24 protein-coding genes are annotated in these 24,820 nt (G+C 36.8%); 18 read left to right on the top strand and 6 right to left on the bottom strand.

The window, feature by feature from the left end:
* Nucleotides 1-15: 15 nt before the first annotated feature.
* Entirely contained in the window at nt 16-1,383 is a 1,368-nt protein-coding gene (locus ACHZEU_RS10495) for a S41 family peptidase (protein WP_404804468.1), read from the bottom strand.
* A gap of 181 nt (nt 1,384-1,564) precedes the next feature.
* Entirely contained in the window at nt 1,565-2,884 is a 1,320-nt protein-coding gene (brnQ, locus tag ACHZEU_RS10490; RefSeq protein WP_048392094.1) for a branched-chain amino acid transport system II carrier protein, read from the bottom strand.
* Between the two features lie 250 nt (nt 2,885-3,134).
* Here brnQ and ACHZEU_RS10485 point away from each other — a divergent pair, with 250 nt between their 5' ends.
* Nucleotides 3,135-4,028, top strand: a complete 894-nt coding sequence (locus ACHZEU_RS10485; RefSeq protein ID WP_269897334.1) for a LysM peptidoglycan-binding domain-containing protein — start codon at nt 3,135-3,137, stop codon at nt 4,026-4,028.
* Nucleotides 4,029-4,111: 83 nt separating this feature from the next.
* Here the strand turns inward: ACHZEU_RS10485 and ACHZEU_RS10480 are convergent, their stop codons facing one another.
* Together ACHZEU_RS10480 and secA2 are read right to left on the bottom strand one after the other, a co-directional pair.
* Nucleotides 4,112-5,008, bottom strand: coding sequence for an accessory Sec system S-layer assembly protein (locus tag ACHZEU_RS10480; protein ID WP_269897333.1), 897 nt, complete (start codon nt 5,006-5,008; stop codon nt 4,112-4,114).
* Nucleotides 5,008-7,371, bottom strand: a complete 2,364-nt coding sequence (secA2, locus tag ACHZEU_RS10475) for an accessory Sec system translocase SecA2 (protein ID WP_404804466.1) — start codon at nt 7,369-7,371, stop codon at nt 5,008-5,010. Before secA2 ends, ACHZEU_RS10480 begins: the two co-directional genes overlap by 1 nt.
* 225 nt (nt 7,372-7,596) lie before the next feature.
* On the opposite strand from secA2, the gene ACHZEU_RS10470 reads away from it, so the two are divergent.
* Nucleotides 7,597-8,664, top strand: a complete 1,068-nt coding sequence (locus tag ACHZEU_RS10470; protein ID WP_269897331.1) for a glycosyltransferase family 4 protein — start codon at nt 7,597-7,599, stop codon at nt 8,662-8,664.
* Between the two features lie 234 nt (nt 8,665-8,898).
* Here the strand turns inward: ACHZEU_RS10470 and ACHZEU_RS10465 are convergent, their stop codons facing one another.
* Both ACHZEU_RS10465 and ACHZEU_RS10460 read right to left on the bottom strand, forming a co-directional pair.
* Nucleotides 8,899-9,954: an LCP family protein gene (locus tag ACHZEU_RS10465; RefSeq protein ID WP_279493942.1), complete on the bottom strand. Its 1,056-nt coding sequence runs from the start codon at nt 9,952-9,954 to the stop codon at nt 8,899-8,901.
* A 147-nt stretch (nt 9,955-10,101) separates the two neighbouring features.
* Entirely contained in the window at nt 10,102-10,737 is a 636-nt protein-coding gene (locus ACHZEU_RS10460; protein WP_131520838.1) for a YigZ family protein, read from the bottom strand.
* Between the two features lie 165 nt (nt 10,738-10,902).
* Here ACHZEU_RS10460 and ACHZEU_RS10455 point away from each other — a divergent pair, with 165 nt between their 5' ends.
* The 16 genes from ACHZEU_RS10455 (at nt 10,903) to ACHZEU_RS10380 (ending at nt 24,691) form a co-directional block, all read left to right on the top strand.
* Nucleotides 10,903-12,051, top strand: coding sequence for a sensor histidine kinase (locus tag ACHZEU_RS10455; RefSeq protein ID WP_048392088.1), 1,149 nt, complete (start codon nt 10,903-10,905; stop codon nt 12,049-12,051).
* 35 nt (nt 12,052-12,086) lie between these two features.
* On the top strand, nt 12,087-12,761 hold the full coding sequence (locus tag ACHZEU_RS10450) for a response regulator transcription factor (RefSeq protein ID WP_004227590.1): 675 nt from the start codon (nt 12,087-12,089) through the stop codon (nt 12,759-12,761).
* 285 nt (nt 12,762-13,046) lie between these two features.
* The gene (locus tag ACHZEU_RS10445) at nt 13,047-13,592 is read left to right on the top strand and encodes a DUF3225 domain-containing protein (RefSeq protein ID WP_004227588.1); all 546 of its coding nucleotides are present in this window, start codon (nt 13,047-13,049) and stop codon (nt 13,590-13,592) included.
* A 271-nt stretch (nt 13,593-13,863) separates the two neighbouring features.
* The gene (locus tag ACHZEU_RS10440; protein WP_054549752.1) at nt 13,864-14,706 is read left to right on the top strand and encodes a DegV family protein; all 843 of its coding nucleotides are present in this window, start codon (nt 13,864-13,866) and stop codon (nt 14,704-14,706) included.
* Between the two features lie 63 nt (nt 14,707-14,769).
* Nucleotides 14,770-16,137, top strand: coding sequence for a DEAD/DEAH box helicase (locus ACHZEU_RS10435; protein ID WP_279493945.1), 1,368 nt, complete (start codon nt 14,770-14,772; stop codon nt 16,135-16,137).
* A complete protein-coding gene (locus ACHZEU_RS10430) occupies nt 16,134-16,724 on the top strand; it encodes a ComF family protein (RefSeq protein ID WP_279493946.1) in 591 nt (196 codons plus the stop codon). Before ACHZEU_RS10435 ends, ACHZEU_RS10430 begins: the two co-directional genes overlap by 4 nt.
* A 78-nt stretch (nt 16,725-16,802) precedes the next feature.
* Nucleotides 16,803-17,216 carry a TIGR03826 family flagellar region protein gene (locus ACHZEU_RS10425; protein WP_054549754.1) on the top strand — a complete coding sequence of 138 codons (414 nt, stop codon included), beginning with the start codon at nt 16,803-16,805 and terminating at the stop codon, nt 17,214-17,216.
* A 121-nt stretch (nt 17,217-17,337) separates the two neighbouring features.
* A complete protein-coding gene (gene flgM / locus ACHZEU_RS10420) occupies nt 17,338-17,598 on the top strand; it encodes a flagellar biosynthesis anti-sigma factor FlgM (protein ID WP_054549755.1) in 261 nt (86 codons plus the stop codon).
* A gap of 27 nt (nt 17,599-17,625) precedes the next feature.
* Nucleotides 17,626-18,126 carry a flagellar protein FlgN gene (locus ACHZEU_RS10415; protein ID WP_054549756.1) on the top strand — a complete coding sequence of 167 codons (501 nt, stop codon included), beginning with the start codon at nt 17,626-17,628 and terminating at the stop codon, nt 18,124-18,126.
* A 16-nt stretch (nt 18,127-18,142) separates the two neighbouring features.
* Nucleotides 18,143-19,705, top strand: coding sequence for a flagellar hook-associated protein FlgK (gene flgK / locus ACHZEU_RS10410; protein ID WP_279493949.1), 1,563 nt, complete (start codon nt 18,143-18,145; stop codon nt 19,703-19,705).
* 25 nt (nt 19,706-19,730) lie between these two features.
* Nucleotides 19,731-20,657 carry a flagellar hook-associated protein FlgL gene (flgL, locus tag ACHZEU_RS10405; protein WP_279493950.1) on the top strand — a complete coding sequence of 309 codons (927 nt, stop codon included), beginning with the start codon at nt 19,731-19,733 and terminating at the stop codon, nt 20,655-20,657.
* A 93-nt stretch (nt 20,658-20,750) separates the two neighbouring features.
* Nucleotides 20,751-21,317, top strand: a complete 567-nt coding sequence (locus tag ACHZEU_RS10400; protein ID WP_279493951.1) for a DUF6470 family protein — start codon at nt 20,751-20,753, stop codon at nt 21,315-21,317.
* A gap of 31 nt (nt 21,318-21,348) precedes the next feature.
* The gene (fliW, locus tag ACHZEU_RS10395; RefSeq protein WP_216486562.1) at nt 21,349-21,789 is read left to right on the top strand and encodes a flagellar assembly protein FliW; all 441 of its coding nucleotides are present in this window, start codon (nt 21,349-21,351) and stop codon (nt 21,787-21,789) included.
* Nucleotides 21,789-22,010 carry a carbon storage regulator CsrA gene (csrA, locus tag ACHZEU_RS10390; protein WP_279493953.1) on the top strand — a complete coding sequence of 74 codons (222 nt, stop codon included), beginning with the start codon at nt 21,789-21,791 and terminating at the stop codon, nt 22,008-22,010. The genes fliW and csrA overlap by 1 nt, the downstream gene beginning before the upstream one ends.
* A gap of 77 nt (nt 22,011-22,087) precedes the next feature.
* Complete coding sequence (gene fliB, locus ACHZEU_RS10385; RefSeq protein ID WP_257961506.1) at nt 22,088-23,248, top strand: flagellin lysine-N-methylase; 1,161 nt, start codon at nt 22,088-22,090, stop codon at nt 23,246-23,248.
* A gap of 204 nt (nt 23,249-23,452) precedes the next feature.
* Complete coding sequence (locus tag ACHZEU_RS10380) at nt 23,453-24,691, top strand: flagellin (protein ID WP_279493955.1); 1,239 nt, start codon at nt 23,453-23,455, stop codon at nt 24,689-24,691.
* Nucleotides 24,692-24,820 lie beyond the last annotated feature (129 nt).

Raw genomic sequence — 24,820 nt, 5'->3', positions numbered from 1 at the left:
TCGATGACAGTTTTTTTAATTGCTTATTCTTATATGCTGATAGTAGCCTTTTTGATCTTTGCTCTTCGGGTGAATAAGTAGCATATATTCCTGATTTGGTGATAAAGCACTCTTAGGTGTAACAGTTAATGTACGACCTTCAATTTTAACTGCTACGGGTACTTCCTTAGCTCCTAACGCAGCCAGTTGAATGTTACTTTTAGCACTTTGAGCAGTAAGCCCAGCAGGAATTTTTACTGTAAATTTTTGTGTATCAGCTATATTTTTTACCGTGGAAAGTTGTTTATATTTAGGATATTTCTCCTTCAATGCATCATAATGTGCCTGGAAAATAGGTGCTGTTGTGGTTTGAACATTTGGCTTAACGCCTACTTCATGAATAGTATAACCCGCAGGACCTGTAAATTTACCAACTGTAAGCTTTAAATAGCTTCCATCCTGTAATGTGTAAAAGCCTTGCATAGCGCCTTTCCCATAGGTTGTTTCACCGTATAAAATAGCAGCCTTCTGGTCTTTCAATGATGCGGAAAGCATTTCAGAAGCACTGGCACTATAGCGGTTTACAAGAATACGGGTATCTTTAGGAAACTTTGTATCTTGTTGAACTGCTGGGATGGTATAAGAGTTATGTGCTTCTTCTAATAAATACGCTACTTTAGCAGATTGGAATAATCCTGTTAGTTCTTCAGCTGTTGTCACATAACCTCCACCATTATTTTGTAAATCTAAGATGAACGATGTTGCACCACGTTTTTTTAAGTCAATCAGCGCATTTTTAACAAGCTGTGCACCATCCTCTGAAAAGGAAGCCAACGAAATATAGCCCACATTTCCAAATAGTAGGTCAGTTTGTACATTTGGTAATGTGAATTTTTTACGTGTAATAGTTTTGGTAGTTTTTGAACTGTCACTATTCTTTAATGTAACTTCCACCTTAGTCCCTTCATTACCGATTAAAAGGGAAGAGGCCTCTTGAGTAGAACGCCCGATAATGGATTCACCATTAACCCCAATGATGATATCTCCAGCCTGAACACCAGCCTCAAAAGCACCACTGCCTTCGATTACTTGTAAAATATGAATTCCATCTTCGTGTTCTTCAATCACCACACCTATACCTATAGTAGATAGGTTGATGCTATTCATATAATTTTCAAATTCTTGCTTAGTGAAGTAGGTTGAGTAAGGATCAAGCATACTCATGATTTCTGAGATGGATGTAGCCTTCTCTAAATTTCCATTAATTGTTCCAACGTAAGTATCTTTCACAATCTCCTTAATTTCCTTAATAAGCTGTTGATCATTTTCAGCAGCGTGAGTAGTTGTAAAAGGGAGAAGGAAGAAGCCTAGAACAAATACGAATGACCATATTAACTTTTTCATTGGACACCTCTTTTCTAGAACTCAAAATAGAATGTATCATTATTAGGTATTAAATGGATGGTTACATTATGCAATTGAGTATCTGATTTTTATTATACATGAAGCAATCGCTATAGTGGTGGACTTATATGAGGTAGAAAAAGAATCTACTTGTCGCTATGGGCAAGTAGATTCTTGTAAATTATTTTTTTATCAATTTATGAATAATAAAACCAATTGATGCGCCAACAATTGCTGGTAAAAGCCATCCTAAATTTTGCTCATACATTGGCAATGCTTTCAGGATAGTTTCATAAGGTGTAATTTCAACTTTCATTTGTTTTAAGCCATCATATAGACTGACAAGGAAAGTTGGAACGAGCGCTAAAATATAAACAATTTGTCCACCTTTAAAGAAATGATCAGCTAGTGACAAGACCATCAATACCATAGCTAAAGGATAAATGATTAATAGTACAGGTAGTGATGCACTAATTATTGTTGAAAGTCCCACATTTGTAATAGCTGTACTAAAAATAGTGAAGACAACTAAAAACGTTTTATATGAAATTTGAGGGAATAGCTTATGGAAAAATTGTGCATTAGCAGTCAATAAACCAACAGCTGTGGATATACAAGCTAGTAAAATAGTCGCAGACAAAATAATACTTCCAAGGCTTCCAAAGAGCACCTCAGCTGATTTTGCAATAATATTTCCGCCATTATCAGAAATACCGATTGCATTGATACTTGTATTACCAATATGCCCTAGAGAGATATAGACAAAGGATAAACCTATTGCAGCAACGACCCCCGCAAAAATCGTTGTTTTTACTTGTTTTCTTGTATCTTTCATACCCATATCACGCAAGGCTTGTAAAATGACGATACCAAAAACAAGAGCACTTAGAACGTCCATCGTTAAGTAACCTTGTACAAAGCCTTCAGCTAAAGGTGACACTTTATAGTTTCCTACGGCTTCTCCTGGTTCTCCCATAGGAGAGATAAAACTTTTAACAGCAAGCAATAAAATAACAAAAAGCAGGGCAGGTGTTAAAATTTTACCTACTCGATCAACGAGCTTCGAAGGGTTAATAGATAAATATAGAATTAACGTGAAAAACAAGATAGATGTGATAAAAAGTGGCGCCCAATGATCCCTCATCGCTTCAGAGAGAAATGGCGCAATGCCTATTTCATAGGACACAGATCCAGTACGTGGTACAGCAAAGAACGGTCCAATTGCTAAGTAGACAATGGAGGTGAAAATCACCCCAAAAGCAGGACTAACACGGTTAGCAAGCAGTTGTAAATCGCCTCCTGCTTTGGCAACAGCAACAATCGCTAATAGTGGAAGACCAACACCTGTTATAAGGAAACCAATCATGGCTACAGTGATGTTTTCACCTGCTTGTTGGCCTAATAATGGTGGGAAAATAATATTACCAGCACCCAAGAACAAGGCAAATAGTAGTAATCCTACTGCTAAATTTCCTTTGATGAAATGCAAGATGTTTTTCATAAGTATAATAACTCCTTTAAGATTGAAAAGCTAAAACTTTCTAAAAATTTTAAATACAGAAGTGTATGTTATCATAGGAACACTAATCTTGCAATGAAAATAGTATTTCAATATAGTCGGATTTCGTCGTATTCTATAAGTTTCCTATAATGTTTGAAAAATAGTCAGTTTTTCCGATTTTTCATGCGATAGTTATCTAGTATGATAGACACACAAGGGAATATTCTAGCACGAACGGAGGCACTTTGGTATGCAAAAGACAAAAAAATGGAGAATTCTTGTTCTAAGTACTTTAGCAACTTCATTTTTAGCATTACAAACAGCGGAAGCAGCAACATATACTGTACAAAAAGGAGATACTTTAACGAAAATCGCCCAAAATCATCAAGTCACGATTGGGGATATTATGAAGTGGAATAATCTATCGAAAGATACGATTTTTGTAGCTCAAAAGCTTGAGATTCAAAAACAATCAACGAATGAGGGAGTAAAGCCCACAACTCCATCAACTTCTGGAAAACCAGCATTTAGTTCTCATACAGTAGCAAAGGGTGACACCTTATCAAAAATTGCAAAGCTATATAATGTGACAATTAAGGATATAATGGATTGGAATAAGCTTGAAAAAGACATGATTTTTGTTGGACAAGTACTGAAGCTTTCTTCAGCTGCAGTGATACCCGATGGTGATACTATACATAATAATGTGACTTCAGGTACGGGCACTCCATCAAAAGTAATTGCGAAAGATCCTACAGCTAATGGACAAGCGATTTATAACAAAACCGTTGAAGTTGCCAATACATTGGTTGGAACACCCTATCTATACGGTGGAAATACACCTGTAGGGCTTGATTGCAGTGGCTTTATTTTTTATGCCTTTAATCAAGGTGGTTTAAAAATAGGAAGAGCAAGCAGTGAGGGCTATTTTTACGGTAATACTACCCATGTAGAAAATCCAGTACCCGGCGATTTAGTGTTCTTTGAGAATACGTATAAAGAAGGTATTTCTCATATGGGAATTTATCTCGGAGATAATAAATTCATTCATGCGGGTACAGATGGTGTAGAAGTTTCGGATGTTACGTACTCCTACTGGTCTTCTAAATTAGTAGCCTATAAACGTTTTGATAGTGTGAAATAAAAAGTAGCGATTTTTGCCTAGGCAAAAATCGCTTTTTGTTTTAACAAACCCCCCTTTCTACTAAAAGAGAAAGGGGGGTTAGGTTATTGTGTTACACGAGCTGTCCAACGAGAAAGGTCAGCGTTTTTAGCATCAACAAGCTCTGCTGGGAAAATAAATGTCCAAGGCTTTGTGGAGTTTGGTTGGACAGTTAAGATTGGATCCATCTTAAAGGAACCTTTGGCAATTTGTTTACCTGTAGCATCGACAATTTCTAATGGTAATTGTTCTAGATTGATTGCTTTATTATGTCCATTACGAATAAAGATAGATACGTTTAAATTACCATTGTCAGCTAGTTTGGCCTGTAAACCTGTGAAATTCACTTCTGTCTCACCTAGCTTTGGTAATGTTTTAACGATTTTCTCAAGTTCTTCTTTTTGTTCTGCTGGTAACTGTTTTTCCCATGACGGATCTAATTCTAATTGATGACCGCGAAGGGAAACAAGATTAAAGGCAATTTTCCAGCCATCTTCAGGAACTTCATCTACTTTAATTGTAGACTCTTCAAATTCAAATACCCATGGACGAGCACTTTCTGCTGGGATTGTACCAAGTGCTTTAAAATCGAATTTTTTAGATGCAACAAGCTCATCATTTTTATCCATAATGAAAAGCTCAATTTCACCTAGCTCAATAGCTTGAGGTAGAGAGGAACGGAAAAATGCACGAACTAACCATTTTCCACCTCGACCTTCTTCAATACTAATTGAAGAAAGCGATAATTGATTTGGTTTCAACGGCTCTAGCTCATTCGCTAAGAAGTTAAAAATGTATTTTTGCTCTTGTGGGACATCCCATTCAGGATGGAATGATAATTTTGTTTCCACATCGCGATTATCACCTGTATTTTTCGTTGTATTCCCTAGTAAATCTTTTGAGTCAATTGTGTTTTCCTGAACAACTTTATCTGATTTTTTAAAAAATGAAAATAAGCCCATTATTGTTCCTCCTGTTGTGCCTCAACTGTTTTCATGAAGCCTGTAATTTCTATAATAATAGAACGACGTAATTCTTGGAAATTTTTACCGAATAATTCTAGCCCTTCACGTTGGTAAATTCGCATTGGATCTTCTTGCTGATAATGACGTAGACCGATTCCTTCTTTTAAATGCGTCATGGCCTCTAAATGCTTAATCCAGCCGCTATCAATATGGCTAAGCATAATTTGAGGAAGTACTTCTATGACTCTTTCGTTTTCAGCGAATGTCTCCATGCGATCAAGCAGTTCTTGTTCAGAAGGTTGAATTTCAGCAAGAATTTGTTTTGTTTTTCCTATTTCTCGGTTGATTGAAACAGGTGTGATGAATAATGAGTTAAGCGCATTCTCCATTTGTTCGTAATCCCATTCAATTGGAGATACATCTTCTGGCGCGGCGTCACGAACTGCAAAGTCTACTGTTTCATATAACATTTGCTTTAATTGATCTAATAAATCTTCACCAGCTAAAATTTTGTCACGAAGTCCATAAAGAACGGTACGTTGGTCATTGATAACATCATCTAATTTTAGGTTATATTCCCTCATGCCATATTGGGAACCTTCAACAATACGTTGTGTTCGGTCAATAAGCTCTTGAACCTCTTTATTTTGAATAATACCCTGATCATCTACAATCATTTTTGCAGAGAATTTTTCTACTTCTTCTTTTGCGTAACGGCGGAACATATCATCTTCAATAGAGAGAATGAAGCGGCTTTCGCCTACATCACCTTGACGGCCTGAACGCCCACGTAGCTGATTGTCTACACGACGGCTTTCATGCTTTTCTGTCCCAATTACATATAAACCACCAASCTCGTGTACATCATCACCTAACATGATATCCGTACCACGACCAGCCATGTTTGTCGCTACTGTAATACGACCTTTTTGACCTGCCTGTGAAATAAGTTCAACTTCTTGTTCAACTGTTTTTGCATTAAGTAATTGGAAYGTTAATTTTTCCCTTTTTAGATAGTCAGCTACAGTTTCAGACTGTAAAATCGATGTTGTCCCAATTAAAATTGGCTGGCCTTTTTCATGACGTTTTTTAACCTCAGCTGCAACATACTTATATTTTGCTTCCTGTGTGCTAAAAATAAGATCAGGCTGATCAATACGCTGACGCGGACGGTTTGTTGGGATTTGCACAACTTCCATGCCATATACTTCGCGAATTTCTTTTTCCTGTGTTTTCGCTGTACCCGTCATCCCGGAAAGCTTTGGATACATACGGAAATAGTTTTGAATTGTGACCTGGGCCATTGATTTATTTTCATCTGTAATCGTTACGCCTTCTTTAGCCTCAATCGCTTGATGTAAGCCATCAGAAAGTGAACGACCTTCTAAAATACGACCTGTAAACATATCAACAAGCTCGATTTTGTCTTCTTTGACAATGTAATCAACATCGCGCTTAAACATAACATGTGCACGTACTGCTTGGATTACGTAATGGAAGAGTGTTTGGTGTTCTAAGTCATATAAATTATCGATATTGAAGGCAGCCTCAACCTTTTCAATACCTTTATCCGTTAGAGAAGTAGCCTTTGTTTCATCGTCAAAGTCATAATCTTCATCTTTCTTGAATCGTTTCGCTAACATAGCAGCAATGCGGTGTAATTCTTCGTTGGAAGGCATTTTACCTGCGATAATTAAAGGTGTTTTCGCTTCGTCGATTAATACACTATCTACTTCATCTATAATTGCGAAGTGATAAGGACGTTGTACTTTATCTGCTAAGCTATAGGCCATATTGTCACGTAGATAGTCGAAGCCAAATTCAGTACCCACACCGTATGTAATATCTGCATTATAGGCTTCTTTTTTCTCATCAGCTTCCATCATCGGGATATTTAGACCAACAGTTAGGCCAAGGAAACGATGAATTTGACCAACAAGCTCAAAGTCACGCTTTGCTAGATAATCATTTACAGTAATGACATGAACGCCTTTACCTTCTAATGCACGTACATAAGAGGGAAGAGATGCAACTAACGTTTTACCTTCACCTGTTGGCATTTCAGCAATATTACCTTCTGTTAATACTAGACCACCGATAAGCTGCACATCAAAATGACGCATTCCTAATACACGCTTTGAGGCTTCGCGTACAACAGCAAATGCGTCTGGGATGATTGATGTAATAGGCTCACCTTGTTCTAATTGATTTTTGAAAATAAAAGTCATTTCTCTTAATTCAGCATCTGACTTATCAACATACTTTTCTTCAAGATTATTAATTTGATCTACTATTTTGTAGTAGCGTTTTAATTGACGAGCACTTGTTTGCTCTTTGTTACTTTTGAAAATTGAGAACATGAAATATACGCTCCTTTAATGTTGTCTACATGCTAGACACACCATTATTCTATCAAATTTTACTTATGGTGACTACAATTGACTGTATAGGAATCTATTAATGCTAAAATGTACAAAATATTTGTGAAATCGTGGAAAATGTTTAGAAAAAGTATATTTCAATGCTTGTTCATGCTATAATCAATTTGGATTTCAATGTAGATTATATATTTGAGGAGGAGAGACATGCTTTACGTGTCTTTAATAGCAGCGTTCGTTGCATCCATTTTGTTAACTCCATTAGTGAAACGTTTAGCGTTTAGAATAGGTGCAGTTGATGCACCAAACTATCGAAAAGTACATGCTCGAATTATGCCAAGACTTGGCGGTTTAGCCATTTTCCTTGCCTTTATTATTGGCGTGACGATTTTATACTCATTCTTAGTTCATACAAAACATGGTAGTAATGAGGCTTTATTAGCTATCATTTTTGGTGCTTGTATAATCGTCATCACGGGTGTTATTGATGATATGCGTGAGATTTCTGCGAAAGCAAAAATGCTTGGTCAGCTAGTTGCTGCACTGATTGTTGTTTTTGTAGGCGGTATTGAAATCGAAATGGTTAATCTACCGTTCTTAGGTACATTAGACTTTGGGTTACTGAGTATTCCATTAACAATTATTTGGATCATCGGTATTACGAATGCCATTAATTTAATTGACGGTCTAGATGGTCTAGCTGCAGGTGTTTCTACGATTGCACTGATTACAATAGCTGTCATGGCGTTTATTTTGAGCAATGTGTTTGTTTTAGCGTTAGCGGCCATTTTAGCTGTAGCTTCACTTGGTTTCTTATTTTATAATTTCCACCCAGCAAAAATCTTTATGGGTGATACAGGGGCATTGTTCCTAGGATTTATGATCTCTGTGTTAGCGTTACTTGGTTTTAAAAATATTACATTCGTAGCTTTAATCATCCCAATTATTATCCTTGGTGTTCCGATTTCTGATACATTCTTTGCCATTGTTCGTCGTGTTCGCATGAAGAAGAAATGGTCTGACCCAGATAAATCACATTTACACCATCGATTACTCGATATGGGCTTTACACATCGACAAACAGTCCTAATTATTTACGGAATTGCAGTAATGTTTGGATTAGCGGCTATCATTTTCTCTATGGCAAAGGTTTGGGGAGCTATATTACTTGTAGCGGTCATCCTAACAGCTATTGAAATCTTTGTAGAGGTCATCGGACTGGCTGGTAAAAACTATAAACCATTATTAAATTTTGTACGGATATTTAGTAAATAAAATATAAGCAATCATACAATTTGTATGATTGCTTTTTTGTTGTTAAATAGGGTTACTATTAAAGTTAGACACTGAGAAACTCTTTTAAACCGATTATATATAGGGAATAGAAGGTAAACTTAAATAAGCTTGTTTATCGATTACTAGGAGGGGTAAATGAAAAGGGTAGTCAATCAATAGAGAAGCCATATAAAAAGACCATAGACAAGTTGTTTGTCTATGGTCTGAAAGCTCTTATTCAGTAACTGAATTGTCATCGCTACTAGCAGCACTATCTGTTCCTGTATTGCCACTTGTTAGACTTGATGATTGTTCATTTAGGCCAAGATGGTTTTTGAAAATCTCCTTTGTTTCTTCAACAGAATCTTGATTTAACTGGTAATAATAAATACCAGTAGATGTATCATCCGTGCCATCTAATGTTAAGGAATCGATACGTGGTGCGCCTTTTGATAAATAAGATAAGAAGGACTTCATTTCAGTGAATGTCATATCTGTTTTCATATTATCACCAAGAGCTTTAATGACATCATCATATTTCGTAACGGACTTAACAGAAGCGACTTTTTTAATAATCGCAGATAGAATTTCCTGTTGACGTTTACCACGCTCAATATCATTATCTTGTTTACGTGTTCTTGCGAGTGCAAGTGCCTCACTACCATTTAAATGTTGTAAGCCTGGCTGTAAGTTAATTGTAAACTTATCAAATTCATCTAATTCATGTAAAGCATAAGGTACTTCAGCTTCAATACCACCTAAAGCATCGACTACATCAATAAAGGCATTGAAATTCATACGTACATAGTAATTGATTGGAATATCAAATAGTTCCTCTACTGTTTCAATAGTAGTAAGTGTTCCACCCATAGCATGTGCATGAGTAATTTTATCTTTATAACCTACTTTAGGAATATAAACGTAAGAATCACGAGGAATGCTTAGCATTTTAATTGTATGAGTTTTGTTATTTAATGTAGCTAAAACGAGTGCATCGGAGCGTGAATGATCCGAACCTTGCCCTCGATTGTCACTATCATCAACACCTACAAATAAAATAGAGACATTGTCTTGTACAGGCTCTACTTTCTCTACACGTTTCGTTGAAACCTCTCGACCTTCTAACTCCTCATATGCTGAGTCTGCAGCATGCTCTACCTGTTTTGTAAGGTAAACAGCATAAGCCGTTACACAAATCACCAAGCTTGCAACAAGGAGTAGTGTAACTTTTATAATTAAGGAAGCTTTAGAAGACCTCTTTTTATTTGGACTAACAGATCTTTTTTTCATAATAGATATATTCTCCTCTAATTATTGGGAATAATAATGCGATAAAGCTAAATTTTATTCAATTTTAACTAAGTAATTGTGTGGACAATAAAATAGCTTAACAAAAAAATTATACTATGCATATTTAGTTTCGACAATTAAAACTATTTAATTGACAATAAATTCTACAAATTGAGCATCTTCGAAAGTGATGGAAGCTTGTCCATTAGTCATTTCTGTTATCCAACTTCGGAACTGTTCCTCATCCTCTTTTAGCACAGAAACAATGATTTCAACACCCTCCAAATAACGTATTTCCTCTAAAGAATATGATGAACTTCTTATTTCATTTTCGACTTTTCCTAGCCATGTATAATCAATAGCTACTTTCATGAAATGATGCAATTTACGTTCAACTATCTGTGCAGCAATTAATCCCTCTGTAGTTGCTTTTCCATAAGCACGAATAAGACCACCACCACCGAGCTTAATGCCTCCAAAATAGCGGGTCACAACAACGACCGTATCTTTTAACCCTTGTTTTTTTAAGACCTCTAACATAGGGACGCCTGCAGTACCACTAGGTTCCCCATCATCATTTGCCTTTTGAATATGATCATGCTCTCCAATAATATAAGCGGAGCAGTTATGTGTTGCATTATGATGCAATTTTTTTATACCATCTATAAAAGAAATTGCATCCTCTTCCGTTTCTGCACGTTCTATATAAGTGAGAAAGCGAGATTTGGAAATGACAATTTCGCTTTCACCATATCCTTTTACTGTTAAATAGTTTTCTCTCATTCGTATCAATCTCCTTTTAACTAGAGTTCTATTCTATAATTTTCATGAAGAAAAAGCATTAAATTTTAGCATGGTAATGCTATAATAGGTGTAGACTATGGAATATGTGATTTTAGTCTATTAAATTAGTAAGTAATCATAAGACATTAGACTGGGGAGTATACTATGTTTTCAAATGATACCTTCGATTTAAAGTCGCTTGATGACATTTTTAATCGAATGTTAGATACAATCATGAGCTCAAAGGATGATATCTTTATTATAAGTGAACAAAGCCGCAGAAGCTTTGAAGATATGCAAAAAGAGCTGGAAATTGTTCGAAAACAAATATCAATCGTAATTGATGATGGCGATGCATTGGAAAAAAGTACGCAGCTTGCTAAGCAACGACTTGTGCTAGTGAGTAAAGCTTTTGATAATTATACCGAAGAACAAGTTAGAGAAGCATATGAAACTGCACATGATTTTCAAGTAAAGCTCTCCGTTATTAGAACACAAGAAAAACAGCTACGGGATAAAAGAGATGATCTAGAGAGAAGATTAAGAGGATTACTCGATACGATTGAACGTGCTGATCATATTGTTAATCAGGTAAATGTCGTTTTGAATTACTTAACTTCAGATTTAAGAAATGTTGGTTTAGCCCTTGAACAAGCAAAAATGAAACAGGATTTTGGGATACGCATTATTGCAGCTCAAGAGGAAGAGCGTAAGCGTTTATCAAGAGAGATTCACGATGGACCTGCTCAAATGCTTGCAAATGTCCTTATGCGCACTGATTTAATAGATAGAACGTATCGTGAAAAAGGTATTGAAAAGGCTTTGGCTGAAATTGCCGATTTAAAGAAAACGGTACGTAATGCTTTATCTGAGGTGCGACGTATTATTTATGATCTACGACCAATGGCACTTGATGATTTGGGAATTATTCCGACATTAAAGAAGTATTTATCGACAGTGACTGAATATAATCCAGGTGTTGAAATTCATTTCCAATCGAGAAGTACAGAAAAACGTATACCTTCAAATTATGAAGTATCCATTTTCCGATTAGTACAAGAATGTGTAACCAACGCCATGAAGCATGGAAAGTGTAAAGACATTTGGGTAAAGCTTGAATGGTTAAAAGATGCCGTCAACATTGTTGTAAAAGATGATGGTATAGGCTTTGACCCACAAGTAGTAAAAGATCATTCCTTTGGGATTTTAGGAATGAAAGAACGTATTGAAATTTTAAATGGTACAATCACCATTACGAGTGAAATCAATCGAGGGACAACGGTGTTATTTAAAATACCGTTAGAAGTAGAATGATGTAACTGTCGCAGAAATCTAGGGGGTAAAGACAAATGACAAAGATTATTATTGTAGACGATCACCAGCTATTCCGCGAAGGAGTAAAACGCATTTTAGATTTTGAAGATACGTTTGATGTAGTAGCAGAAGGTGACGATGGTACAGATGTGGTTACGTTATACGCTGAAAACGAACCAGATGTAGTGCTTATGGATATTAACATGCCAGGTAAAAACGGAGTAGAAGCAACGGCAGAGTTAATTACTGAATTTCCAGATGCAAAAGTGATTATGTTGTCTATACATGACGATGAAACATATGTTACGCATGCATTAAAATCAGGTGCTCTTGGCTATATGTTAAAAGAGATGGATGCAGATGAAATCGTTGAGGCGATTAAAGTTGTTGCCAACGGCGGTTCTTATTTACACCCAAAAGTAACGAAAAACCTAGTAGCAGAATTTAAACGACTTTCAGAACATGAAAATAAAGGAAACTTCCATCAAACTGAAATTCGTCGTCCATTCCATTTGCTAACTAAGCGTGAATGCGAAGTATTACAATTATTAACAGATGGTCAATCAAACCGTACAATCGGTGAGACACTGTTTATCTCTGAAAAAACAGTTAAAAACCACGTATCAAGTATTCTACAAAAAATGAATGTTAATGACCGTACACAAGCAGTTGTAACAGCCATTAAAAATGGCTGGGTTGAAGTACGTTAATTGCTAAAACTGTTTTTAAAAGCTACTTTTTATTGAAGTAGTTTTTAAAACAGTTTTTTATTGTTTTTTGGTAATAATTTGTATTGGGCTTACATGATGAAGAACAGGTCATTCACAATTTTGTAACATTACTAATCATTAGTATGAATATGATAACTAGCAATTCATGCAACATTTTACAACCTAATGCGTCATAAGGAAGATGTAGCACTTAAATGTTGAAAATGCACAACAAAATTCCTACGAAAGCATTTATATGCTACAATATGCGCGGGAGGTTTTTTGATGTTAAAGAAAAGTTTTCTAGCAGTTCTAATCTTATTAGTGTTAACTGCCTGTGGTAATAAAGATGAAAAGATGAGTGATGAAGAACGAGATAAAGTAATAGAGGATGGTACAGTTGGCTTTGAAATGATGGGTGGAAACGTAGAAAAGGCTGATAATGTACCAGCGGAAGATGAAAAGGCGATTTTAGCATCTTTTGATGAGTATATTGCTGCATTAAATGCTGAAGAAATTGATCGTTATATGAATACAATCTCGAAAAATCCAAAGGGTTTTAAATACGATGAAGAAAAAACATATGCATCAGAAGTATTTGATCAATTTGATATTAAGCGTGAAGTAGAAAATGTAACAATTGCAAAGTATGAATCAGAAGAGGCGCAAGTATTTGCCAACATGAAAATGCACTCACTTCAGCTTGAGACAAATGTCGAACATGAAAGTGCAGGACGTCAGGTAACAGTCTTTGTGAAAGAGGACAATGATTGGAAAGTGACGAGTGTCTTTTATATTGGCGATGACTCACAGTCAAGTACAGGAAATTAACAGAAGCTATCTTCATTCAACATATCAATTGAGTGAAGATATGCCTATTTATACATAGACAATGAATGTGAAATGGAAGCTAGCTTACTAGCACGACTCTAGAAGGGCGAGAACGGGAATCCGACGTTCGTCATTCATTTCACATTCATTTCTTTTTGTTTTCCGTCATTTATGCAAAAGCGAAGCGCCAGCAATAACAACACAACAACAACAACAATTGCACCAAGTAGAAATAGATTGTAAACTAAAAATTATAGGAGAGTGGACATGGATGAGGACGGCAATCGTAACAGATAGTACTGCATATATTACAGCTGAGGAACGTGCACGCTTAAACATTCACATGATACCTTTAAGTGTTAATATCTCAGGTCAATTATTTGCAGAAGAAGTAGATATCACAGCATCTGAATTTTATGATAAGGTGCGTGGAGCTAAAGAATTTCCTAAAACAACACAACCTCCAATTGGAGAATTTGTTGCTCTTTTTGATGAGCTAGCAAAGGATTACGATGAGATAATTTCCATCCATTTATCGAGTGGTATTAGTGGAACATACCAAGGTGCAGTGCAGGCCGGTGAAATGGTGGAAGGTATTAATGTTTATGCCTTTGACAGTGAAATATCCTGTGCTGTTCAAGGCTTTTACGTATTAAGAGCAGCGGAAATGGCGAAAGAGGGCCATTCAGCAAAAGACATACTTGCAGCATTAGCGGACATGCAGCAGTTTATTCGTGCTTACTTCATTGTAGACGACTTAGCACATTTACAGCGTGGTGGGCGTTTATCTTCTGCCGCAGCATTAATCGGTGGCTTACTACAAGTAAAGCCTGTTTTACATTTTGTGGATAAGGTAATTGTACCTTTCGAAAAAATCCGAACACGTAAAAAGGCATTAAAGCGTGCGGAAGAATTGCTAGCAGAGGATGCAAAAAAGTATGCAGCGATGGACGCTGTTGTCATTCACGGAAATTGCCCTGCTGAAGCCCAAGAATGGCTAGAGCAATTAGCCGCAACGTACCCAAACGTAAACTTTAAATTGAGCTATTTTGGTCCTGTTATTGGTACTCATTTGGGTGAAGGGTCAATGGGATTAGGATGGACAAAAAAATAACGAATTGTGAGAAGTCTCTACTGCAAAAGTAGAGGCTTTTTTCTATAGAAAGGGGAGGTTTTAATGAGATATAGGGGTTGGTTGTTGCCCCCAGCATTACGTGATTTTCATGAAGGGCGCATTTGGTTAAAAGAACATTCGCCATTTTCATCTGAAGATATTGAGAAAGCAATAAAGCGAAAATACGTCAGTATAATAGAAGGAATTCAAATAAAGCCAGCTATGAAATGCAATCGTTGTCACAATACAGACCCGCACTTATTCACAAAATTCCATTGCTCAAAATGTCAGCAACAATGTGTGTACTGCCGACACTGTATTAAAATGGGGAGAGTAAGTAGCTGTACAAAATTGATGATTTGGACAGGTCCCAAGACGATAAAAATTAACAAGCATTCATTAAAATGGGCAGGGCAATACACCGAACTCCAGCAACAGGCTGCTAATGAAACCTTGGCAAGTGTGAAAGCAAAACGCTCCCATTTAATTCATGCAGTTTGCGGTGCAGGCAAAACAGAGCTACTTTTTCCTACTGTCTATGATGCATTAAAGAGAGGGCTACGTGTTTGTATTGCTACACCACGGACAGATGTAGTGTTAGAACTGTATCCACGCTTTCAAGATGCTTTTCCGGATACAGTTATTCATGCTTTATACGGTGGAGCACCTCACCAAAATTGCTATGCACAGCTTGTTATAGCAACAACCCATCAGCTCTACCGATTTGATAAGGCATTTGATGTCATTATTGTAGATGAGGCAGATGCTTTTCCTTATACATTTGATGAAACTCTACAAAGAGCAGTAGATAAGGCTAAAAAGGAAAATGCTCCTCTGGTATTTGTGACAGCAACCCCATCAGCATCATTACTCCATACTTTCCAGCAAGAAAGCTACTCTTTTATTCCAAAACGCTATCATAATCATCCATTACCAGTCCCACAAGTTCGTTCTTTATGGAGCTATAATAAATGCTTTAAGCGAGGTAAAATCCCTAAAAGGTTAAAAAAGTGGGTGGAGGAGCGCTTACACCAAAAGGAACCCTTTTTACTATTTTTCCCGACAATTGACTTAATGAAACGTGCAACTCCTCTTTTTCAAGGGTTAAATGAAGACATATTGGCTGTGCATGCAGCTGACCCAGAGCGGAAGGTGAAGGTGTTAAAGCTACGAAATAAAGAAGTTCCGGGCTTATTAACCACTACGATATTAGAAAGAGGCATTACAATCAGCAATGTACAGGTGGCTGTTATTGGGGCAGAATCATTGATTTTTACCTCCAATGCCCTCATTCAGATTGCAGGTCGAGTTGGACGAGATGTTCAATTTCCTGATGGGGACGTCCTATTCTTTTATCACGGCATCACAGCAGAGATGGATGAGGCATGCGCAAAAATTCAATTTTATAATAAGAAGGGATTTTCTGAATGAATAAAATAGAATCTCATTGTTTAATATGCACACAGCCATTAAAAATAACTATTTCCTGGAAAATGATTCTAACCAAGCAATTCTCGCCGACTATATGTGAAAGATGTGCCGCTCGTTTTGTACCTTCTCAATCTGCTACATCCCTTTATCAATATAATGAGGCGATGAAGGATTACTTACACCAGTTAAAGTTTCTTCAAGATGTGGCTCTTGCAAAGGTATTTCGGCAGGAGCTCTATGATCGTTTCAATAAAGAAAAAGCGATTATTCTCCCCATTCCGATGCATCCTCTCAAGCAACAGGAGCGTACTTTCTCTCATACTGATGAACTATTAAAAGCGGCTCATATTCCCTTTATTCAATTATTAGAAAAGACAACGACAGAAACACAAAGCTCCAAAAATAGAGAGCAGCGAATACAGGTAGCTCCACTTTTTCGCTTAAAGAAGGATGCACAAATCGAACATAAAAATTATCTTCTTTTTGACGATATAAAAACTACAGGGACAACTCTAGAGCATGCTACAACTGCTTTAATGCAGGCGGGTGCTAAAAATGTCCAATACTTCACATTAATTGAAGGATGAAAATACCAATGCATTATGTATAATAGTTAATGAGACAGCATTCGTAGATAAAATTGCTAGAAAGAGGAGGAAAGGCCAATGGCAGAGGTTCGTAATTGTCCGAAATGTAATGAGTTTTTTAATTATACAGGAGTCCGAGAAGTGTGTCATAAGTGTGCACAATCAGAGGAGGAGCTTTATCAAATCGTTTATCGTTTCTTACGTAAACGTGAAAACCGTGCGGCAACTGTAGAACGTATTGTGGAAGCAACGGGAGCGGCAGAGGAGCTATTGTATAAATGGGTTCGGAAGGGTCGCCTGCAGCCAGCCATGTTCCCTAACCTTGGCTATCCATGTGATAACTGTGGTCATCTGACAACAACTGGTAAACTTTGTGCAAAATGCCAGGATGAATTAAAGGCAGACTTACGTACATTTGAAGCAGCTAAGGAATTCCGCGAAAGTGTAGAGCAGCGTGATCGTGTAACCTATCACTCAGAGCGTAAACGTTAATTACTCCAAGTGTGTTAATTTTAAACAAAATTAGCACACTTTTTTCTATGTGAAAACTTAACATTATGTGAGACAATCCGAAATAATAGTAAGATAGGATTTAGAGATGGGGGGTATTGAAATGAAAATTACATCTTATGGAGTTAATGCAGTAAACGCCTATAAAAACCAAGTACGCAATGTGAAATCAAATACAAACAAGGCATCTTTCGCCGATAAAATTGAAATTTCAAAGGCTGCACAAGAAATGCGAGGTGTTTCAACATACAGTTCGGAGCGAGCAGATCATGTTCAACAGTTGAAAAAGGATATTGCTTCTGGAGAATACAAAGTAGATGCGCGTAAAGTGGCAGAGGATATGCTGAAATATTATCGTTTCTAGGGAATAGCAGAAAGGGTGTATAACGATATGTCTGTAGAAGCAATTAGTTCTACACTAATAATGCTAGAGAGAATGCATAAAAGCTTACTCGAACTAGCCTTTAAAAAAACGGAAATTATTAAAGCTGGCGATATCGAAGCGCTAGACCAATTGCTCAAGGATGAGCAGGCGCATGTAGCAGCCATCGATAAGCTCGAGCAACAGCGTCAGAAACAGGTAACGGACTACCTTGAAGCAAAGGGACTTGCTTCAGCTGACAAAACAACTGTCGCGGATGTCATCGAGGCTGCTGAACAACAAGCTGACAAAGCAACACTATCAGCAGTTCGCGAACGTTTAATGCAAATTATCAATGACCTACGAAAACAAAATGATCTAAATCAAAAACTCGTTTTCCAATCATTACAGATCGTCAACCTAACATTAGATGCAGTAAGACCCCGTACAGAGCAAATGAACTATTCCAGCAACGAAGTACGTGGAACTAATACCATAGCTAAAAAATCATATTTCGATTCACAAGCATAACAAGGGAGGAAGAAAAATGCGCTCAACATTTATGGGCTTAGAAGCTAGTAAACGTGGCCTCTTCACACAGCAAACTGCTTTATATACAACAGGTCACAATATTTCCAACGCCAACACACTAGGCTACTCTCGTCAACGAGTGAACATGCAGGCAACACCTGGATTTCCAACTGCCGGACTAAATTCGCCTTCATATCCTGGTCATCTTGGGACAGGTGTCGAAGCAACATCTATCCAACGTATTCGCGATGAGTTTATTGATCGGCAATATCGTCAGGAAACAAATCGACTAGGTTATTGGGAATCCACAGTAAAATCTATCTCGCAAATAGAAGATGTAATGAATGAACCCTCTCAATATGGAATTAACCAGGCATTCACCAATTTTTGGAAATCAATGGAAGATATCACTAAAGATCCACAATTAATGGCTGGGCGTCAGGTGTTGCTTGCTGAAGGAAGAACTCTTGCAGACTCCTTCAATTATATGGATCGGCAATTAAAGAAGGTTCAAGGGAATATCGGGAATGAAATAAAGGTTACAACAGACGTCGTCAACTCACTTCTTAAACAAATTGCTCATATTAATAAGCAAATTGAAGAGGTTGAACCGAATGGCAATGTGCCGAATGATTTATATGATGCACGGGACTTGTTGGTAGATGAATTAAATAAAAAATTGCCTGTGTCCATCCAACGAGAAAAATCTGGTGGGTTAGCAAACGATGTAGCAGAAGGTACTATTACAATTACCTATGAACCATCAGATGGTAGTCCACCAATCACCTTAGTAAACGGCAGGGAATATGCAACACTTGCTGCTGTGGATAGAAACGGTAATCGTATAGATGGTGAAGAAGACGATCCAGCAACAGGAAGTTTTGCAGAGTTTTTGGAGTTTAGAATTTCTGATATTGGGGAACCACCAACTGATCCGATGGTAGGTCCTTCTACTATTAGCTTTGGTCAACTGCATAAAGAAGGTGGGGGTTTTCGAGCGTTAATCGAAGCTTATGGTCACAGTTATAATAATGGCACAGGACAAGGACTCTATTCCGAAATGATAGCTAATCTGGATAAGTTAGCTAATGAATTTATTACCGAATTTAATGCGATTCATCGAGCAGGTTTTGGACTAAACGACACTGTTGGCAATCGTGATTTTTTCAGTGGTACAACAGCCCGTGATTTTAAAATAGTAATTACAAAACCAGAAGAAGTGGCTGCGTCTGATACAGCAGGTGAATCTGGTAATAATAAAAATATGCTTAAATTAGCAGAGTTACAGTCAAAGACAAATGCCAATTTAGGTCAAGCCACATTCCAGAACTTCTATAGAGGAATAACAGGGGACTTAGCTGTCAAAGGAAAAGAGGCAGAAACTAATTTTAAGAACTCGCAGGCATTACATTTACAAATCGCTAATAATCGAGCTGCGATGAGTTCGGTTTCTTTAGATGAAGAGATGACCAATATGATTACATTTCAACAAGCATACAACGCTAATGCACGTATGATTACCGTAGTGGATGAAACACTAGACAAAATTATTAATGGAATGGGACGAGTAGGACTATAATCGCTACCTGAAAGGAGAGTTATCGATGCGTGTTACACAATCCATGTTATCTAATAACATGTTACGGAATTTAAATAGCAGCTATGGAAAAATGTCCAACTATCAAAATATGTTGACTTCTGGTAGGAAATTCAACAAACCATCTGAGGATCCTGTTGCAGCAGTGGTGGGCATGGGATACCGTGTAGATCTCGGTAAAAACGAACAATACCAACGTAATCTAAGTACAGCGAATTCATGGTTAGATTCAACGGACTCAGCTTTTAATGAAGTTGGTTCTGCATTAACCCGTGTCAAGGAACTGATTGTCCAGGCTGCAAATGATACAAATGGGAAGGAACGTCAAAAAATTAATGCAGAAATGAAACAAATTAAGGAGTCTCTCCGAGATGTTGGTAACACACAAATTGCTGGGAATTATATTTTTTCAGGTACACATGTAGATCAGCCGCTCTATACGGATAAAATAAGTCCACAAAATCCAGCTATTACAACATTGGGAAAAGAGAAAAATATTGAGATTGATGTGTTTGACGGAATTAGAATGTCAGTGAATACACCAGGTGCTGAGTTATTCGGGGAACTCGATGACTTTATGGCTCATGTGATAGCTACTTTAGATGATGATACTAAAACAAGTGATGAAGTGAGCGCAGCACTTGGCTTACAAGTAACAGATGGTGGTGGGGCAACAATCCCGGCACTAGATAGTATTCATGAAAAGACATTGAAACTACAAGCTGATGTTGGAGCACGTCAAAATCGAGTTGAACTGATGGGAAATCGTTTGAAAATTGGTGAAGAACATGCCACAAAGCAAATGTCGCTAAACGAGGATACAGAATATCCTGAAACGATTACCAATATGGTAACACAAGAATCTATTCACCAGGCAGCTCTATCCGTAGGAGCAAAAATTATTCAGCAGACTTTAGTCGATTTTATTAGATAAAATCGACTAAAGCTCTTTTAAAAAGTAATATAGGATGAATTAATCGATTATCCAAATGATGAATTTAGATATTTTAAGAAAGATGTGATGCGTATGAAATTGCCACAAATTCAAATTCGCACAACAGATATTCAAATGGATTGGCAAAAACAGGATCCTATCCAATATATTAAACAACCTTCAGCTGAATTATCTATTTCTCAGCCAGCTGCAATTCTTGAAATGAGTACAACACCAGGTAAATTGACAATTGACTCTTCGGATGCAAGAAGAGATTTAGGTTTTTTTCCAACTGGTGAAATGATAGAGCGCTATGCACAGGAGGGGAAGAACGAAGCTGCAAAAGGTCTTGTGCGCCGAATGCAAGAAGGACGACAAATGAGAGAAAGTGCTGGTAAAGGTCAAGAAGGCACTGTTATTCAACAAATCGCTAAACAAAATCATGGTCCAAAAAGAGCAGGTCCATATAATATTGAATTTGTTCCTTCTGTCGGTTCAGTGAAAACGAATTATCACCCTGGCAAACTAGACCTAAATATTACACGTCGTTATCCACAAATTAATGTACAAGTAAACAAAGTAATACATGCTTACACACCTGGTAAAATAACAGGAACAATGATACAAAGACCACGTGTTGATATCGATGTTCTTCGTTAAAGAGAAAATACACAAAAGAAGGGTTTCTATAATGAAAATAAATTCGATTTTTTTGGGGGAAATAGAAATTGCGGAACAAGATATATTAGTTTTTGAACATGGCTTAATGGGCTTAGAGGAGTATAAGAAATTTGTTCTTCTCCCTCTGGATGTTGATTTACCATTAATCCTATTGCAATCAATAGAGTGTGCAGAAATTAGTTTTATTCTTGCGTTCCCTTATGCTTTTAAAATAGATTATCATTTTGATATAAGTGAAGAGGATAAAAAGCAGCTACAAATTGAAAAAGAAGAGGATGTAGTTGCTTATGTAATCATTACATTCAAAGAACCCTTTGAACAATCTACATTGAATTTATTAGCACCAATCGTTATGAATAATAACAAAAAGCTTGGTAAACAAATAGTACTACACGATAAAGATTATCCGCTGCGCTATCCAATCCCAGTGTTAAAAGGTAGGGATAAATAATGCTCGTATTATCAAGGAAAAAAAATGAATCTATTATGATTGGTGATCAAATTGAAATAAAAATATTAGCTGTTGAAGGAGAACAAATAAAGCTTGGGATTATCGCTCCAAAAGCAGTAACCATCCATCGTAAAGAAATATTCGAAGATATTCAAAGACAAAACAAAGAGGCATTAGTATTAAATGTTGATTTATTAGATCAATTAAAAAAATATAAATAATATGGACAAAGGAAGCCTGAAAGATTTCTTTCGGGTGTTTCTTTGTGTGGTAAATACTAAATGAAAGAGGATTAACAATGAAGAAACAAGTATTGCAGCCTACTTATTTTGAAAAATTCTCTTGTATAGGTCCAGCGTGTGAGGATACTTGCTGTGCGGGATGGAAGTTAAGTGTTGATAAACGCACTTTCCAAATGTATCGAAAAGTAACAAGTGGATCGATTGCTAAAGATTTACGCACGAACGTAACAAGAGAGCGCGCAAACCCATCAGATAGTAACTACGCTAAAATAAAAGTAGACGAACATATGAACTGTTCATTTTTAAATGAAGATAAATTATGTAACATTTTTATTGAGCTCGGAGAAAATTTTTTGTGTGATACATGTACATTTTTTCCAAGACAAATTTCAGCTATCGAGCAGCGTGTAGAAAGAGATTTGAGTGTAGCATGCCCTGAAGCTGCGAGATTAATATTGTTAAATCCAGATGGCATTGACTTTGTGATGATGGAAGATGAATTTGCTAAACATACACTATTTGCATACCCGGATGTGACGAGTCGTTTTTGGGATATGCGTATATTTGTTATTCAAATACTTCAAAATCGCCAAGCTTCCATTGAATCTCGTTTACTAGTATTAGGAATATTCATGAGAAAAATGCAAACTACTGAAGAGAGTGACTGGGAACAGCGGTTACCTCTTTATATAAGCGAATGTAACGATATTTTAAATCGTGCAGCGTCTTTTGGTATACACAAATATTTACCAAGCGATGAAGAAATGATTAATATTATATACCGCCTTCTAGAATTCCAAAAAGAATATGAGCTATTTAATCGCCGTTTCGATGAATGTATCGCACAGTTAGAAGAAGGTTTACAATTAAATGGTGGGGATACAGTAGAGCAGTCAGTTGCTTTGTACAAACAGTCCGTACAAAACTATTACAAACCTTTCTTTGAAGAAAAAGACTATATTTTAGAAAATTATTTAGTGAATTATGTGTTTAAAAATAGCTTACCACAAAGTCAAATGAGCTTTGTGAAGGAATATGAGCAATTGTTTATGTGGTTTTTATTTATTAAAGGTACGTTAATAGGTTTGGGAAGTTATCATCAAGGCTTATCGGAGGAAATCGTATTAAAATTCATCCAATCTTTTACGAAGACATTAGAAAATAATAAGGATTTTAGAAAACTAATGAAAAGTATATTGGAGAGAGAAAATGACTAGCATTCGATCACCATATAAATGAATGTCTATGTTTGACGAAGTAGTGAAGTTTGAAATAAATTAATAAAATAATTTATTAAATATATTAAACATTTTAAAAGCATGTCGATATAGAAATTGTGGGAAATAAAAAGTTGAAAAACGCTTTGTTTCCAAACAACCACAAGGACGTGGAAATAAAAAACATTCAAGGAGGAATTCCAAATGAGAATTCAAAATAACATTGCAGCGTTTAACGCACACCGTAACTTAGCAAACAATACTACAAATACGAGTAAACACCTTGAGAAATTATCTTCAGGTTTCCGTATTAACCGTGCTGGAGACGATGCAGCAGGTTTAGCGATTTCAGAAAAAATGCGTGGACAAATCCGTGGTCTACAAATGGCTTCTAAAAACGCACAAGATGGTATTTCATTAATCAAAACTGCTGAGGGTGCGTTAGAAGAAACACACGCAATTTTACAACGTATGCGTGAGTTAGCTGTTCAAGCATCTACTCAAACGAATGAGCGCGGTGATGATGCTACTAAATCAGCATCAGCAGCAGCAAAAACAGCATCAGCAGCATCAAAAACAGCATCAGCAGCAAGTAAGGGAGCGTCAGCAGCTACTAAATCACAATCTGCTTCGAAAAAAGCAGCATCAGCAGCATCAAAAACAGCATCAGCAACAGTTAAAAAAGCATCAGCTGACGCAATGAAAGCAGCGGGAAGCCTTGCATCAGCAGCAGCTTTAGAAGCATCAGCAGCAACACTTAACGGTTCAGCAGCGACAATTAATGGTTCAGCAGCTGTACTTCAACAGTCAGCAGCAGAACTTAAAGGCTCAGCTGATAACATCAATGCATCAGCAACTGCACTTAAAGCATCAGCAACACTTATTTCAGGTAAAGGTGCTGGGAATAAAGATACTGTAGCAAATAAAGACGTAGGTAAAATTCAAGAAGAATTATCAGCATTACGTAATGAAGTAGATCGTATCGCTGAACAAACTGAGTTCAATAACATGAAGTTATTAGATGGTACGTACCAAGGTAAGAAATTCCACATCGGTGCAAACACAGGTCAAAACATTGAAGTAAATATTGCTGAAATGGGTCTTAAAGGTCTTAATTTAACAGATGATCAAGGTAAAAATTTAATGGAAATTACTTCTCGTGCAGATGCGGATGCAGCAATCAAGAAAATCGATGACGCTGTGACAAAAGTATCTGTTGAGCGTTCTCGCTTAGGGGCAGTACAAAACCGTTTAGAACATACAGTGAAAAACTTAGGTACATCAGCTGAAAACTTACAAGATGCTGAATCTCGTATCCGTGATGCTGATATGGCGAAAGAGATGATGGGCTTCACGAAGAACAACATCTTAATGCAAGCAGCACAATCTATGCTTGCACAAGCAAACCAACAACCTCAAGGTGTTCTTCAATTATTACAATAAGAAATTTAGAAAAAGCCTTCTTTTTGAAGGCTTTTTCTTTATATTTATAAGAAATAACCGATATACATAGGGTAGTAAGGTGAATTTAACTCATTAATACATAAAAAATTAGGAACGTGAAGGAGAAGA

Origin of the sequence: Lysinibacillus sp. S1 (assembly GCF_044986265.1) — a bacterium.
Classification (GTDB): domain Bacteria; phylum Bacillota; class Bacilli; order Bacillales_A; family Planococcaceae; genus Lysinibacillus; species Lysinibacillus capsici.
The sequence above is the reverse complement of the archived record's forward strand: the minus strand, read 5'-3'. Positions and strand labels throughout refer to the sequence as shown.